The sequence below is a fragment of the Nonomuraea coxensis DSM 45129 genome, assembly GCF_019397265.1.
Taxonomy (GTDB): Bacteria; Actinomycetota; Actinomycetes; order Streptosporangiales; family Streptosporangiaceae; genus Nonomuraea; species Nonomuraea coxensis.
Genome location: NZ_CP068985.1, coordinates 6,419,212 through 6,433,985 on the forward strand (window position 1 = coordinate 6,419,212; position 14,774 = coordinate 6,433,985).

Annotated in this window: 12 protein-coding genes; 6 read left to right on the top strand and 6 right to left on the bottom strand. The window is 72.1% G+C overall.

Annotation, left to right across the window (positions count from 1 at the left end):
• Positions 1–19 precede the first annotated feature (19 nt).
• From Nocox_RS30100 to Nocox_RS30115, 4 genes are all read right to left on the bottom strand, one after another.
• Complete coding sequence (locus Nocox_RS30100) at positions 20–793, bottom strand: sugar phosphate isomerase/epimerase family protein (RefSeq protein ID WP_020542909.1); 774 nt, start codon at positions 791–793, stop codon at positions 20–22.
• Positions 794–850: 57 nt separating this feature from the next.
• Complete coding sequence (locus tag Nocox_RS30105; protein WP_020542908.1) at positions 851–1,846, bottom strand: LacI family DNA-binding transcriptional regulator; 996 nt, start codon at positions 1,844–1,846, stop codon at positions 851–853.
• 117 nt (positions 1,847–1,963) lie between these two features.
• Complete coding sequence (locus tag Nocox_RS30110; RefSeq protein ID WP_026214285.1) at positions 1,964–2,989, bottom strand: hypothetical protein; 1,026 nt, start codon at positions 2,987–2,989, stop codon at positions 1,964–1,966.
• Between the two features lie 146 nt (positions 2,990–3,135).
• Positions 3,136–4,521 (bottom strand): LCP family protein, encoded by a 1,386-nt coding sequence (locus Nocox_RS30115; protein WP_020542907.1) that lies wholly within the window; start codon positions 4,519–4,521, stop codon positions 3,136–3,138.
• A 387-nt stretch (positions 4,522–4,908) separates the two neighbouring features.
• Between Nocox_RS30115 and Nocox_RS30120 the strand changes: the two genes are divergently transcribed.
• The 4 genes from Nocox_RS30120 (at position 4,909) to Nocox_RS30135 (ending at position 9,426) form a co-directional block, all read left to right on the top strand.
• Complete coding sequence (locus Nocox_RS30120; RefSeq protein ID WP_157383013.1) at positions 4,909–5,634, top strand: hypothetical protein; 726 nt, start codon at positions 4,909–4,911, stop codon at positions 5,632–5,634.
• Positions 5,635–5,694: 60 nt separating this feature from the next.
• Positions 5,695–6,858 carry a thiolase family protein gene (locus Nocox_RS30125; protein ID WP_020542905.1) on the top strand — a complete coding sequence of 388 codons (1,164 nt, stop codon included), beginning with the start codon at positions 5,695–5,697 and terminating at the stop codon, positions 6,856–6,858.
• Positions 6,855–8,942, top strand: coding sequence for a 3-hydroxyacyl-CoA dehydrogenase NAD-binding domain-containing protein (locus Nocox_RS30130; protein WP_020542904.1), 2,088 nt, complete (start codon positions 6,855–6,857; stop codon positions 8,940–8,942). The genes Nocox_RS30125 and Nocox_RS30130 overlap by 4 nt, the downstream gene beginning before the upstream one ends.
• Before the next feature lie 100 nt (positions 8,943–9,042).
• Complete coding sequence (locus tag Nocox_RS30135) at positions 9,043–9,426, top strand: SSI family serine proteinase inhibitor (RefSeq protein ID WP_084685610.1); 384 nt, start codon at positions 9,043–9,045, stop codon at positions 9,424–9,426.
• Positions 9,427–9,475: 49 nt separating this feature from the next.
• On the opposite strand, the gene Nocox_RS30140 is transcribed toward Nocox_RS30135, so the two are convergent.
• Both Nocox_RS30140 and dxs read right to left on the bottom strand, forming a co-directional pair.
• Positions 9,476–10,942: an amino acid permease gene (locus tag Nocox_RS30140; protein ID WP_020542902.1), complete on the bottom strand. Its 1,467-nt coding sequence runs from the start codon at positions 10,940–10,942 to the stop codon at positions 9,476–9,478.
• Between the two features lie 69 nt (positions 10,943–11,011).
• Positions 11,012–12,895: a 1-deoxy-D-xylulose-5-phosphate synthase gene (gene dxs, locus Nocox_RS30145; RefSeq protein ID WP_020542901.1), complete on the bottom strand. Its 1,884-nt coding sequence runs from the start codon at positions 12,893–12,895 to the stop codon at positions 11,012–11,014.
• Between the two features lie 132 nt (positions 12,896–13,027).
• On the opposite strand from dxs, the gene Nocox_RS30150 reads away from it, so the two are divergent.
• Entirely contained in the window at positions 13,028–13,912 is an 885-nt protein-coding gene (locus tag Nocox_RS30150) for a neutral zinc metallopeptidase (RefSeq protein WP_157383012.1), read from the top strand.
• Between the two features lie 45 nt (positions 13,913–13,957).
• On the top strand, positions 13,958–14,758 hold the full coding sequence (locus Nocox_RS30155; protein ID WP_020542899.1) for a neutral zinc metallopeptidase: 801 nt from the start codon (positions 13,958–13,960) through the stop codon (positions 14,756–14,758).
• Positions 14,759–14,774 lie beyond the last annotated feature (16 nt).

Below are 14,774 nucleotides of genomic sequence, written 5' to 3' on the forward strand. Positions count from 1 at the left end.
CGCGGCAGATCAGGTGGGTTCACCCCGCGAAGCGCCGCACCCAGGCCGCCGCGCCCGGCAGGATCTCCTCGACCGGCGCGACGTGCGGATACCACGTCCGCTCCCACTCCAGCGACACCCAGCCGGTGTAGCCGGCCGCGCGCAGCAGGGCGCCCGCCTCCTCCAGCGGCACCGAGCCCGCCCCCAGGGGGACCGGCGTGGTGTCCTCGGCCGAGACCGCGTCCTTGATCTGCACGTACGCGAGGTGCGGGCCGAGCGCGGCCAGCGACTCGACCGGCGGCTCGCCGTGCCGCCAGGGGTGCAGCAGGTCCCAGATCGCGCCCGTGACGCCGGGGCGGGCGGCCGCGTCGAGCAGCCCGGCCACGGCCGCGCAGGTCGCCATCGCGTCGTGCGTCTCGACGAGCACCCGGACGCCCAGCCCCGCGGCGCTCTCGGCGACCGCCCGCAGGCGGCGCGCGCCGATCGCCGGGTCCGAACCGCGCGGGAACACCCGGACCCCGGGCGCGCCCAGGTCGGCGGCCAGGCGCAGGTCGGCGAGGAGAGCGTCGACGACCGGCTCGTCCGGCCCCGGCTCGCAGATCCTGACATATCCCGCCAGGGCGGCGATCTCCAGGTTCGCATCCGCCACCCTGGACCGCACCGCCCGCCGCTCCGCCGCGTCCAGCCCGGCGTGCACCCCGGTGTCGGGATGCAGGCGCAGCTCCAGCCCCTCGCACCCGTGCCGCGCCGCGATCTCCACGGCCCGTCCGAGCCCTTCACCAGGCATCCCCAGCGTGCTGACCGCCAGCCTCATCCAGACCTCCCCACCGCGCCGGCCGCCGGCCTCATCCGGGCCTCCGGCAGGAGCGCGTCAAGCGAGCCTCCGGACGCTCTCGCGCAGCACGACCTCGCCGGCGACCTGCTCGACCACCGGGGCGTCGTCCTCGGCGAGCGCCAGCTCCAGCGCCCGCGCCCCCATGTCCTTCAGCGGCAGCCGCACGGTCGTCAGCGCCGGAACGTGATCACGCAGCGTGACGATGTCGTCGAACCCGGCCACCGACACGTCCTCCGGCACCCGCACCCCGGCCTCCCGGTAGGCGGCCAGCGCCCCCACGGCCATGACGTCGTTGACCGCGAACACGCACGTGACGTCGGGATCGACGCGCCGCGCGGCCTCGTGGCCGCCGTCGCGGTCGAACGGCCCCGGGATGATCTGCGGCGCGGGCAGCCCCAGCTCCTCCAGCGCCCCGGCGAAGCCCGCGCACCGGTCGGCCGCCGTCACCAGGTGCGGCGGCCCGGCCAGCACCGCGAAGCGGGTGTGGCCGAGCCCGGCGAGGGCCCGCGCCAGCTCCGCCGCGCCCGCGCGGTTGGCGGGAGCGACGGTGTCGACGCCGAGGAGGTCCTGGCCGACGCAGGCGGCCCGGCCGCCGCCCGCCCGGTATCGGACCAGTTCGTCGCGGAGCCGCCCGGTGACCTGGGGATCGGCCACGCGGGAGCCGACCAGCAGCACGGCGCGTACGCGCTGGGCGCTGAGCGTGGCGACGTAGGCGATCTCCTGCTCGGGGTCGCGGTGCGTGGTGCCCACCATGACCAGCAGGCCCTGGGTGGCCGCGGCCCGCATCGCGCCGTCGGCGAGCGCGGCGAAGTAGGGGTCGGTCAGGTCGTGCACGACGATGCCGATGACGTTGCCGGCTCCCCTGGCCAGCGTCTGGGCCGCGATGTTGGCGCGGTAGCCCAGCTCGTCGGCGGCCTGCTCGACGCGGGCCCGCAGGGCCGCGCCCACTTGGCGGGTGCTGCCGTTGAGCACCCGCGAGGCGGTCGCCAGCGAGACGCCGGCCTGCCTGGCGACGTCCTCAAGCGTGACCACGTGACCTCCCCGTCGGAAAGCGGTTTCCATTGTGCCAGGACAGCACCTTGATCCGCATCCTCGCACGGTCCCGGCCCTGGGCGACACCATGGCCGGGACCGTTTCCCACCCGGAGGCTCAGGCCCAGGGGAAGAGGTAGTCGAACAGCCCCTTCCGCTCCTCCTGGGTCGGCGTGGGCTCGGGCTCCTGGGTGACCGGCTCCTCGGACGGCTCCTCCGTCTGCGTGCGCTGCTCGGTCGTCGCGCGCTGCTCGGTCTGCGAGTCGCGGATCGTCCCGGGCTGGTCCTCGGTGTCCCGGGTCTCGGGCTCCTGGGAGCGGGACGGCCGCTCGCTCGGCCGCGTCGCCCGCTCCTCGCTCCGGGTGGCCGTGGGCCGGGCGGCCGGCTCCCGGGTCGGCCGGGCCGGCGCGGTCGTCGGGGACGGGTCCGCGGTCGCACTCTCCTCCGGGCCGGCCGTCTCCTCCTCCGCGGGCTCGGCGGTCTCCTCCTCCGCGGCCTCGTCCTCGGTGACGGCGGGGTCGGCGGGCGCGCTCACCTGGCCCGCGCTCGCGCACCGGCCGCCCGCGCACGGGTCGGAGGAGCCTCCGGTGAGCGCGAAGCCCGCCCCCACGCCGATCAGCACGACCGCGACGGCGGCCAGCACCAGCATCCGGGTACGGCGGCGCACCTCGCGCTCCGGGCCGGAGCGCCCGTCGTCGTCGGGTTCGTCGGTCCAGCCGGAGCCGAGGAAGCCGCGCCGGGGGCGCTCGTCGTCGAACCCGATGTCGTAGGGGCCGCTGTCGCGGGGGCCCCCTTCGTACGAGCCGGCGTCGTGAGCGCGGCCGTCGTACCCGTCGTCGTCCGGGCCGCTCACGGGCCGGTCGTCGTCGGACGGGCCGTCGTAGGCGCGGTCGAGCGGCAGGTACGCCGGCTCGCCGTCCTGCGCCTGACCGGCGGCGGGAAGGGCGGCGGGAACGTCGTCGAGCACGTCGTGCCCCGGCTCGGGCGGCAGGATGTAGGTCTCGCCGGCCGGGACCTGGATGGCGGGCTGCTCGTCGGTGTCGTCCGTGCTCCACCGTGGGGACAGCACGTCGCCCGTCAGGTCCGGGTTGACCGGCCGCCCCTGGCCGTCCTCGTATGGCCTGTCGTTCTCGTCGCGCACCACGATGGAACCTCTCTAAGTACGTATTGTGACCGCGCCCTTTCTTAGCAGAGTCGAACCCGACTTGTCCGGAAATTCCACTTGTTTCGCTAAAATCACGCTAAGTAACATGCGCCCTCCCGTGCAGCACAGAAGGGGCGCAGCCCGCCTTACTTGCAGGGATTGGTGTTGACGTCGACGACCTTGTCCTTCAGCGAGTCAGGGATCGCCGACAACACCCGCACCCCCGGCCAGTCGGCCCCGATGACGAGTTGGACGACCGGCCCGCCCTTGGGCGCAGGCACCTTCGACTGGTAGACGTCGGTGTTCACGGGCGCGATCTTGCCCGCCACCGGCGTCCGCTTGTCCTTCGACAGCCGGGCGGCCACCGCGTCGGCGTACGCCGGCCCGTCCTGGGCGTCCTTCTTCGCGTACCTGACAGCGGTGGTGGGCGTGGCGGGCGCGTTGCCGACCTGGATGACCGCGAACCCCTGCGCGGCCAGCTCCTCGGCCACCTGAAGGGCCTTGCCCTGCTCGCCGGTGCCGTTGAGCACCTGCACCCGCACCTGGCCGTGCTCGATCTTCCGCGCGGCCGGCTTGCCGGGCGTGGGGGTGGCGGTGACCTCGACGTCGTTGCGCACCGCCTCGAAGAAGTTGCGCGCCGCCGGCTCGCTGAACTGCACCCGGTTCTTGTCCTGCGGGTACGCCTCCACCGGCACCGTGATGCCCTTGAGCTCCTTGGCGCTCAGCCCCTTGACGCTGTCGGCGATCTCCAGCATGCGGTCGGGCGACAGCCCGCTGTCCACGGTGACGGCGGCGGCGGCCGACTGGAGGAAGCCGTTGAGCTTGACCGGGTTGGTGAGCAGGCCGCCGTCGGTGACCTTCGCCAGGACCTTGGTGAGAAAGACCTGCTGACGCTGGATGCGGCTGAGGTCGCTGCCGTCGCCGAGCGCGTAGCGGGTGCGGACGTACCCGAGGGCCTGCTCGCCGCTCACCACGTGCTTGCCGGCGCCGAGCACCAGCTTCGCCTTGGGGTCGTTGACCGGCTTGGGCAGGCAGATCTCGATGCCGCCGAGCGCGTCGATGATGCCCTTGAAGCCGGTGAAGTCGACCTTCACGAAGTGGTTGATCTTGATGTTGGTGAGCGACTCCAGCGTCTTGATCGTGCAGTTGATGCCGCCGTCGTTGAAGGCGGCGTTGATCTGGCGGACGCCGGGCGCGATCACGGTGCCGTTGTGGCCCGTGCACTGGGGCACCATCACCATCGAGTCGCGCGGGAAGCTGATCATGGTGGCCTTGTCCCGGTTGGGGGAGATGTGCAGCAGCATGATCGTGTCGGTGCGCTCGCCCAGGCCCTGCGACTTGGCGCCGTACTTCTTGTTGTCGCCCTCGCGCGAGTCGGAGCCGACGAGCAGCACGTTGAGCGCGCCGGTCTCGGGAGGCCGGGTCGCGTCGACCACGATGTCCTCCTGGTCGATGCTGCTGAGGATGCTGCGGTAGTAGGCGTAGCCGCCCAGTGTCCCCGCCACCAGCACCCCGGTCAGCCCGACGCTCACCCACCCCAGAGGCGTGAGGGGGTTGCGCCGGGGTCGCGGCCCGTCGTTCCGCGACCGCCGTGAACCCGGGGCGACTGGGGAACCCGTAACCGTATTGCCAGGTCTTGCTCTCACACGGTCCACCCCTTGCGCCATGATCGCGCAGCTTAGTCACAAACGAGCAGCCACGACGTCAAATCTTCGCTTCTTGACCCACCACGACCCCCCGAAGGCCCCGTGACGCCGGCCCCTCCCGCCAGTTCGCCCGCCGCCGGCCCCGCGGGCTATGGCCCGCCCGCCACTCCTTGCTCACCTCCGGGCCCGCCTCCGCCCGCCGGGCGGCGAGGGCTCCATCCGAACCGCGCGAACCCCGGCGAGGCCGCGCGCGCTGCCGTCATCATGGCGTTCATGCTGCTGACCGAGATGCCGCCGCCTCCCGGGGCCGTGGAACTGGCCGCGCTGCGGGCCGGGGCGCGGGCGGCCCGCCGCAACGCCTGCGTCGCGCTCGTCGCCTCCCTGGCCCTGCTGTCCGCCGCCCAGGTGCTCGCCGACCGGTCACCGAGGGAGCACGCGCCGACGCTCGCCGCGCTCTCCCTGGCGATCTTCGCCGCCGCCCTGCCCGTGCTGGCGGTCACCCAGTACGTGTGGGGCCGGCGCGCCCGCCGCGTCCGCCACAGGGAGCGCGAGCTGTACGCCGTCGCCCGCTCGGGCCGGGCCCGGCCGCTCACCCGGCTGGCCGTCGCCGCCGGCTGGGCCGTCACGCTGCTGCTGGGCGGCAGCCTCCCGCAGTTGCTGCGCCGCGCCGGGCTCGAGTCCGCGGCGACCGTGCTGACCTGGGCGGTCGAGGCGTCGGCGGTGATCGGCCTGACGGCGGGGGTGTCGTTCCTGCTGTGGTGGGCAAGGGACGCCGTGGGGATGCTGACGCGCGCCCCGCGCCCGGCCGGGTCACCTGGCGACCCATGGGACCCGGGCCCCGGCGCGCGTCCGCGGACGGGCGCGGCGCTCTGGACCGGCGCGGCCCTGGCGGTCGCCGCCCTGGTCGGGGCCCGCGCCCATCTCTGGGAGCCCGCGACGGGCTGGGTCTACGCGCTGCTCACGGCGGCCCTCGTCTGCGGAGTAGTTACTGACGAGTAGCATAGGCACGGAATTCCATCCAGAACGAGGAGCGAATCCGTGCCTTCCTCTCGTGACGTCGTGTTCGTCGACGGCGTGCGCACGCCTTTCGGCCGGTCAGGCCCGAAGGGGCTGTACGCGGAGACCCGGGCGGACGACCTGGTCGTCCGGGTCATCCGCGAGCTCATGCGGCGCAACCCCAACCTTCCGCCCGAGCGCGTGGACGAGGTCGCCATCGCCGCGACCACCCAGATCGGCGACCAGGGCCTGACCATCGGCCGCTCGGCCGCCGTGCTCGCCGGGCTGCCCAAGAGCGTGCCCGGCTACGCGATCGACCGCATGTGCGCGGGCGCGATGACCGCCGTGACCACGGTCGCGGGCGGCATCGCCTTCGGCGCGTACGACGTGGCGATCGCGGGCGGCGTCGAGCACATGGGCCGCCACCCCATGGGCGAGGGCGTCGACCCCAACCCGCGTTTCCTGTCCGAGAAGCTGGTCGACCCGAGCGCGCTGGTCATGGGCATGACCGCCGAGAACCTGCACGACCGCTACCCGGCGATCGGCAAGGAGCGCGCGGACGCCTACGCGGTGCTGTCGCAGGAGAAGGCCGCCAAGGCGTACGCCGACGGCAAGATCCAGCCCGACCTCGTCCCCACCGCGATCAGGACCGCCGAGAAGGGCTGGGGGCTCGCCGTCGAGGACGAGGCGCCGCGGCCCGGCACCACCATGGAGGGCCTGAGCGGGCTCAAGACGCCGTTCCGGCCGCACGGCAACGTCACGGCGGGCAACTCCTCCGGCATCAACGACGGCGCCACCGGCTGCGTCGTGGCCGCCCGCGAGGTGGCCGAGGAGCTGGGGCTCGGGCCGCGGATGCGGCTGGTGTCGTACGCGTTCGCGGGCGTGGACCCCGAGGTGATGGGCGTCGGCCCGATCCCGTCCACCGAGCGGGCGCTGCGGCTGGCCGGGCTCGACATCTCCGACATCGGGCTGTTCGAGATCAACGAGGCGTTCGCCGTGCAGGTGCTGGCCTTCCTCGACCACTTCGGCATCGCCGACGACGACCCCCGCGTCAACCCCTACGGCGGCGCGATCGCCTACGGCCACCCGCTGGCCTCCTCGGGCGTGCGGCTGATGACGCAGCTCGCCCGGCAGTTCGGCGAGCGTCCCGACGTGCGCTACGGCATCACCACCATGTGCGTCGGCATGGGCATGGGCGGCACTGTGATCTGGGAGAACCTGGCATGAGCACGATCAAGAACTGGCGGGCGCTGCTCGGCGAGCGCAACCCCGACGAGGTCGTCACCAAGGCGCTCGTCCGCGACGTCCAGCTGCCGGGCGGCGCGGGCACGATGGCGCTGATCACCCTGGACAACGGCTTCGACCACACCAAGCCGAACACCTTCGGCCCGCTCGGCCTGTTCGCGCTGGACGAGGCGCTGACCGAGATCGCCGGGCGCACCGATCTCGCCGCCGTGGGCGTGACCGGCAAGCCGTTCATCTTCGCCGTCGGGGCCGACCTCAAGGGCGCGGCGGCGCTGCGCACCCGCGAGGAGGCCCTCGCCATCGGCGCGCTCGGCCACCACGTCTTCCGGCAGCTGGGCGAGCTGGACGTCCCGTCGTTCGCGTTCGTCAACGGCGCGGCCATGGGCGGCGGCCTGGAGGTCGCGCTGCACTGCACCTACCGGACGATCTCCTCCGGCGTGCCCGCCGTGGCGCTGCCCGAGTGCTTCCTCGGCCTGGTGCCCGGCTGGGGCGGCACGCAGCTCCTGCCGCGCCTCGTCGGCCCGGCCGCCGCGATCAAGCTGATCATCGAGAACCCGCTCGCCCAGAACCGCGTGACGAAGGGCGCCGACGCCTTCGCGCTCGGCGTCGCCGACGCCATGTTCGAGCCGGCCGACTTCCTGGAGGAGTCGCTGCGCTGGGCGTCCCGCGTGCTCAAGGGCGAGGTGACGGTCGAGCGCGCCGCCCACGACGGCTGGGAGAAGGCGGTCGCCGACGCGCGCTTCCTCGTGGACATGAAGCTGCGCGGCGCCTCCCCCGCCCCCTACCGGGCGCTCGACCTCATCGCCATGGCCGAGACCGCCTCGCGGGACGAGGGCTTCGCCGCCGAGGACGAGGCGCTGGCCGACCTGCTGACGGGCGACGAGCTGCGGGCCGGGCTCTACGCGTTCGACCTGGTGCAGCGCCGGGCCAAGCGGCCGGCGGGCGCGCCGGACAAGGCGCTGGCCCGCAAGGTCACCAAGGTCGGCGTGGTCGGGGCGGGGCTGATGGCCTCGCAGATGGCGCTGCTGTTCGCCCGCCGCCTGGAGGTGCCGGTCGTCCTCACCGACCTCGACCAGGCCCGCCTGGACAAGGGCGTCGGCTACGTCCACGCCGAGGCCGACAAGCTGCTGGCCAAGGGCCGCATCTCCGCCGACCAGGCCAACCGGCTGAAGTCGCTGGTCACCGGCTCGCTGACCAAGGACGCCTTCGCCGACGCCGACTTCGTCATCGAGGCCGTCTTCGAGGACCTGGCGGTCAAGAAGCAGGTCTTCGCCGAGGTGGAGGCCGTGGTGCCGGCCGAGTGCGTGCTCGCCACCAACACCTCCTCGCTGTCGCTGACCGAGATGGGCGCCGACCTGGCGCACCCGGAGCGGCTGGTCGGCTTCCACTTCTTCAACCCGGTCGCGGTCATGCCGCTGCTGGAGATCATCAGGGGCGCCGCGACCGACGACGCCACGCTCGCCACGGCCTTCGCCGTCGGCAGGACGCTGAAGAAGTCGTCGGTGCTGGTCAAGGACGCTCCGGCGTTCGTGGTCAACCGGCTGCTGACCTGCTTCATGGGCGAGGTCGTCGCGGCCGTGGACGAGGGCACGCCCCTGGAGGTCGCCGAGCACGCGCTGGACGGGCTCGGGCTGCCGATGACGCCGTTCGCGCTGCTGCAGCTCGTCGGGCCCGCCGTCGGCCTGCACGTGGCCGAGACGCTGCACGCGGCCTTCCCCGACCGGTACGGCGTGTCGGCGAACCTGGCCAAGCTGGTGGCCGCCGGCAAGCCGGGCGTCTACCGGCCGGACTTCACCCTCGACCCGGAGGCGGTGGCCTTCTTCGGGGGCGGCGACCGGCCCTCGACGGCCGAGGAGGTCCGGGAGCGGGTGCTCAGGGCGCTGGCGCGGGAGATCCGGATCATGCTCGACGAGGGCGTGGTGGCCGCGCCGCAGGACATCGACCTGTGCATGATCCTCGGCGCCGGCTGGCCGTTCCATCTGGGTGGCATCACGCCTTATCTGGACAGGACCGGCATCGCCCAGCCGCGCTTCCTTCCTCCCGGTGTGGCCTCCGTACCTGCCTGACCCTGCCCGCGTTTCTTTACGGAGGCCCGGCCTGGGCCTCCGCATTTCATGACCTTCGCCGCCGTAGCGTTACGTCCCGCACGACGAACGGAGAGTAATCATGAAGCGAGCAATCGGCACGATGGCCCTGTGCGCGGCGTTCCTGGCGTGCGCGTCCCCCGCCCCCGCACAGGCGGCCCGCCCGGCGAAGGGCAAGCTCAAGATCGCCGTCGCGGTGAAGGGCTCCCCCACCAGGGGGGTCACCCTTCGCTGCAACCCCGACGGCGGCACGCACCCGCACGCCAAGGAGGCCTGCGACGTGCTGCGCAAGTACAAGGGCGACCTCAGCGCGATGCACGTCCCGAAGACCAACTCCTGCGGCGATGAGGTCCAGCCGTACGCGGTGGTCATCAAGGGCACCTGGGGCGGCAAGAAGGTGGAGTGGAGCAAGGGCTACCGCAACGCCTGCGTGATGAAGGCCGCGGGCGGGGCGCTGCTGTCCTGACCGGCGGGCGGGAGGGGCGGACTGGGCTCGGTCCGCCCCTCCTCGCGTCTCAGCGGCCGGTCCGGGCGCCCCCGGTCCTGCTGTGGCGGTAGCCGTAGCCGAAGTAGACGAGCACGCCGAGCACCATCCAGATGACGAACCGCAGCCAGGTCTCCACCGGCAGGTTGAGCATCAGGTAGAGGCAGGCCAGCACCGACAGGATCGGCAGCAGCGGCACCAGCGGGACGCGGAAGGCCCGCGGCAGGTCGGGCCGGGTGCGCCGGAGCACCCACACGCCGATCGAGACCACCACGAACGCGAACAGCGTGCCGATGTTGACCAGCTCGGCCAGCTCCCCGAACGAGACGAACCCGGCCAGCGCCATCGTCACCACGCCGATGACGACCGTCAGCTTGGCGGGCGTGCCGAAGCGGGGGTGCACCCGGGACAGCGTGCGCGGCACCAGCCCGTCGCGCGACATCGCGAACAGCACCCGCGTCTGGCCCAGCAGCAGCACCAGGACGACGGTGGTGAGGCCGGCCAGCGCGCCCAGGCTGATGATGGTGGCCAGCCAGTCCTGGCCGACGGCGATGAAGGCGTCGGAGAGCGGCGCCGACGTGCTCAGCCGGGTGTAGTTCTGCATGCCGACGACCACGAGGGAGACGGCGACGTAGAGGACCGTGCAGATGGCCAGCGAGCCGAAGATGCCGCGGGGCACGTCCTTCTGCGGCTCGATGGTCTCCTCGGCGGCCGTCGCCACGATGTCGAAGCCGATGAAGGCGAAGAACACGATCGCCGCCGCCGAGAAGATGCCGAGCACCCCGAAGGCCACCGGCGTGATCCCGAACAGCACCTGGAACAGCGGCGCCTTCACCCCCTCGACGCCCGGCGTGCTCACCGGGTCGGGGATGAAGGGCGTGTAGTTGGCCGCCTTGACGAAGAACAGCCCGGCCACGATCACCACCAGCACCACGGCGACCTTGGTGATCACCAGGATCAGGTTGACCCGGGACGACAGCTTGATCCCGGCCACCAGCACCGCCGTGAGGATCGCGACGATGATCACGGCCGGCAGGTTGACCACGGCCTCGTCGCCCGCGATCGCGGCCGGCAGCGGGATCCCGATGGACTCCAGCATCGAGGCGAAGTAGCCCGCCCAGCCGACCGCCACCACCGCCGCGGCGAGCGCCAGCTCCAGGATCAGGTCCCAGCCGATCACCCAGGCGGGGAACTCGCCGAGGGTGGCGAAGGCGAAGGTGTAGGCCGAGCCCGCGACCGGGATCGTGGAGGCGAACTCGGCGTAGCAGAGCGCCGCCAGCCCGCACACCACGCCCGCCACGACGAACGACAGCGCCACCGCCGGCCCCGCCGTCTCCTTGGCCACCTGTCCCGTGAGCACGAAGATCCCGGTGCCGATGATCACACCGATGCCGAAGACCGTGAGATCCAGAGCGGTCAGGCGCTTGCGCAGCCGATGCTCCGGATCCTCGGTGTCGCGGATCGACTGCTCGACGCTCTTCGTGCGAAAGATGTCCACGGCCGATGATCCTTCCCAGACGCTCGGCGGTCATTCCCTCACGTGATGGGCGCGGCGGCGGCCGGATCGTCAGCGGCGGGCGGGCTCCGCGGCCGAGGAGGTCCGCCTGGCGACGGCCTCGGTGATCCGGCGGGCGAGGTCCTGGCCGGTCAGCCCGACGCGGCCGAGGATCGCCGCCCGCTTGGCATGGTCGAGGAACTCCTGCGGGATGCCGAAGGTGCGGACGGGCACGTCCACCTCGGCGTCGCGGAGCAGGCGGGCCACGGCGTCGCCCACGCCCCCCACGCGGCCGTTGTCCTCGACGACGGCGACCAGCTTGTGCACGGCGGCGGCCGGGGCCAGCGCCTCGTCCAGCGGCTTGACCCAGCGCGGGTCAACGACGGTGGCCGCGATGCCCTGCGCGTCGAGCAGCGCGGCGGCGTCGAGGCAGACCTGGGCCATCGGGCCCACGCCGACCAGCAGCACGTCGGGCTCGGCTGCCGGGGTCAGCAGCACGTCCATCTCGCCGAGCTTGCCGACCGCCTCGACGGACCCGGCCACCGGGCCCTTGGGGAAGCGCAGCACGGTGGGGCCGTCGGTGACCTCGACGGCCTCGCGCAGCAGCTCGGCCAGGCGGTCGCCGTCGCGCGGCACCGCGATGCGCAGGCCCGGCACGACCTGGAGGATGGAGAGGTCCCACATGCCGTTGTGGCTGGCGCCGTCGTCGCCGGTGACGCCCGCGCGGTCGAGCACGACGGTGACCGGCAGGCGGTGCAGCGCGACGTCCATGAGGAGCTGGTCGAAGGCCCGGTTGAGGAACGTGGCGTAGACGGCCACGACCGGGTGCAGGCCGCCGAGGGCGAGCCCGGCGGCGCTGGTCAGCGCGTGCTGCTCGGCGATACCGACGTCGTAGATGCGCTCGGGGAAGTGCTCGGCGAAGGCGTTGAGCCCGGTCGGATGGAGCATCGCGGCGGTGATGGCGACGAGGTCCTCGCGCTCCTTGCCGAGCCGGACGAGCTCCTCGCTGAAGACGTTGGTCCAGATGCGGCCCTTGGGCTTCTCCGCGCCGGTGGCCCGGTCGAAGGCGCCCGGGGAGTGGAACTGGTCCTCGTCGTGGTTCTCCGCCGGGGTGTAGCCGCGGCCCTTCTGGGTGAGGGCGTGCACGATGACCGGGCCGCGGAAGCCGCGCGCCTTGCGCAGGGCCGCCTCCATGGCCTGTTCGTCGTGGCCGTCGATGGGGCCGACGTATTTGAGCCCGAGGTCCTCGAACATGACCTGCGGCGCGAGCACGTCCTTGACGCCCTTCTTCACGCCGTGGAGGGCGTCGTAGAGCACGGGAACGTTCCCGATCTTGTCCTTGACGTAGTCGAGGAAGTCCTCGTAGCGGCGGTTGACCCGCAGCGAGGACAGGTGGGAGGCGAGGCCGCCGATCGTCGGGGAGTAGGAGCGGCCGTTGTCGTTGACCACGATGACGACGGGGAGGTCCTTGACGGCGGCGATGTTGTTGAGCGCCTCCCAGGCCATGCCGCCGGTCAGCGCGCCGTCGCCGATCACCGCGACCGCCGTGCGGTCACGCTCGCCGCGCAGCTTGAACGCCTTGGCCAGGCCGTCGGCGTAGGACAGCGCGGTGGAGGCGTGGGAGTTCTCGACGAAGTCGTGCTCGGACTCGGCCTGGCTCGGGTAGCCGGACAGGCCGCCCTCCTGCTTGAGCGCGTCGAAGCCGCCGGCCCGCCCGGTGAGCACCTTGTGCACGTAGGACTGGTGGCCGGTGTCCCAGACGATGGGGTCGCGCGGGGAGTCGAACACGCGGTGCAGCGCGATGGTGAGCTCCACCACACCCAGGTTGGGGCCCAGATGGCCCCCGAACCGGGCGCACGAGTCGACCAGCAGGTCACGGATCTCCCCCGCGAGCCGCGGCAGCTCCTCGGCGGCGAGCCGTTTGACGTCATGCGGTCCTGCGATCGAACCCAGCAACCCGCTCACGGATTCGACTCCCCTCTGCTGTTGTCAGCCGACGCCCTGAGTCTAGTTCGCCGACGCCTCACTGACTCCATCGAGTCAATTCCACCCACATATGTCCGATCTTGACCTAGTCTTTCGGTACCTATGAACTCCGTCCCAACTGGCAAGATCGTGGCGATCGTGTCCGCCCTGCTGGCGCTGGTGCTCGCCGCGGCCGGTCTGGTCTTCGTTCTCGCCGACTCCGCCACGACCTCCGCCAGGCCCGTGAACGAGGCCCAGCGGATCGCCTCCCCTCCGGTCAACGGCGCGGAGACGAAGAAGGTGCCCCTCCCCGGCAGACGCCTCGCCACGGCCAGCCCGCTCTACGCCACCGGCCGGCTGACGGACGTGAACTGCTCGCCGGGAGAGCTGCCCGCGGGCAGCATGACGGCCTACCGGCGCTTCCTGCTGCGGGTGACGGCGTGCCTGAACAGGGCGTGGGCCGCCCAGTTCGCCAAGGCGGACATGCCCTTCAGCAAGCCGAAGCTGCGCATCATCACCGGTAAGGTACGCACGCCCTGCGGCGCCTGGAACGCCGGCGCGGACGGCGTCTACTGCTCCACCGACCGCACCATGTACCTGATGATCAGCCGCGACCAGCTCCGCAACCCGTTCCCGCTCGGCATCACCCGGCTGATCGCCCACGAGTACGGCCACCACGTGCAGCAGATCTCCGGCATCTGGAGCTACTACTGGACGGCGAGGTCGAGCGCGGGCAAGGCCGGCCGGCTGCTGCTGTCGCGCCGGTCCGAGCTCCAGGCCGAGTGCTTCTCGTCGATCTTCATGAGCACGATGAAGGGCACCTCGCTCGTGACGGACGCGGACTGGTCGTACACCGTGGACTGGTTCCGCAAGAACGGCGCGAAGGGGTGGCCGCAGAACGACCACGGCAAGGGACCGACCCAGGCCGCGTGGATGACCCGGGGCTTCAACCGCGGCACACCCGCCGCGTGCAACACCTGGGCCTCGGCGGCCCGCAACGTCACCTGAGAACGCGCTTTACCTGGAGCTCCCTCTTCACTAGGGTGCCGTCCCATGCGTATCCCCCGATCGACGCTCCTGGCGGGCGTCCTGACGAGCGTGCTGTTAGGCGGCACGGCTCACGCGGCGGCCGCTCCGGCGTACAAGCCGGTGCTGACCGACAACCCGGTGTACAAGACCGGCGAGCTCGACCTCGGGACGTGCGAGGAGGAGCAGGCCGCGCCAGGCGACCTGCAGGACGTGAAGAAGTACCTCACCGGCGTGCTCGACTGCCTCAACGAGGCCTGGGCGCCGAAGATCAGGAAGGCCGGCTTCACGTTCAGCAAGCCGTCGTTCCAGGTCATCAGCAAGCTCGGCGCGAAGACGGGATGCGGCCGCTTCCCCGCCGGCGCGCAGGCCCTCTACTGCACGCGCAACAACAAGATCACCTACTGGGTCTCCCCCGACTTCCTGCGCAACCCGGACGACCTGCGGCTGATGGCGGTCCTCGCGCACGAGTACGGCCACCACATCCAGCAGCTCACCGGCATGCTCAACGCCGGCACCGAGTACAACGGCAAGAACACCCGCCGCGTCCTCGACGAGAGCCGCCGCTACGAGCTGCAGGCCGAGTGCCTGGGCGCGGCGTTCATCGGCGACGTGTGGCACTCGCTCGGCCGCTCCCACGACGACTGGTACTACCTCGTCAGGAACAACGGCAGCGGCTCCTTCCTGTCGGTCTTCGGGCTGAAGGCCCCCGGTGAGGAGACCCACGGCGACGGCGCCGACGTCGGCTACTGGCTGGAGCGCGGCTACGCCCAGGAGTCGGCGGGCTCCTGCAACACGTGGAAGGCCGCCAAGTCCAAGGTGTCCTGACAAAAGTCGACATTCT

What these genes read in the sequence shown, in the direction of transcription:
- Nocox_RS30155 (WP_020542899.1), top strand. Translation starts at nt 13,958, where the DNA reads ATGCGTATCCCCCGATCGACGCTCCTGGCGGGCGTCCTGACGAGCGTG.
- Nocox_RS30100 (WP_020542909.1), bottom strand. Translation starts at nt 793, where the DNA reads ATGAGGCTGGCGGTCAGCACGCTGGGGATGCCTGGTGAAGGGCTCGGA.
- Nocox_RS30135 (WP_084685610.1), top strand. Translation starts at nt 9,043, where the DNA reads ATGAAGCGAGCAATCGGCACGATGGCCCTGTGCGCGGCGTTCCTGGCG.
- Nocox_RS30120 (WP_157383013.1), top strand. Translation starts at nt 4,909, where the DNA reads ATGCTGCTGACCGAGATGCCGCCGCCTCCCGGGGCCGTGGAACTGGCC.
- Nocox_RS30150 (WP_157383012.1), top strand. Translation starts at nt 13,028, where the DNA reads ATGAACTCCGTCCCAACTGGCAAGATCGTGGCGATCGTGTCCGCCCTG.
- Nocox_RS30130 (WP_020542904.1), top strand. Translation starts at nt 6,855, where the DNA reads ATGAGCACGATCAAGAACTGGCGGGCGCTGCTCGGCGAGCGCAACCCC.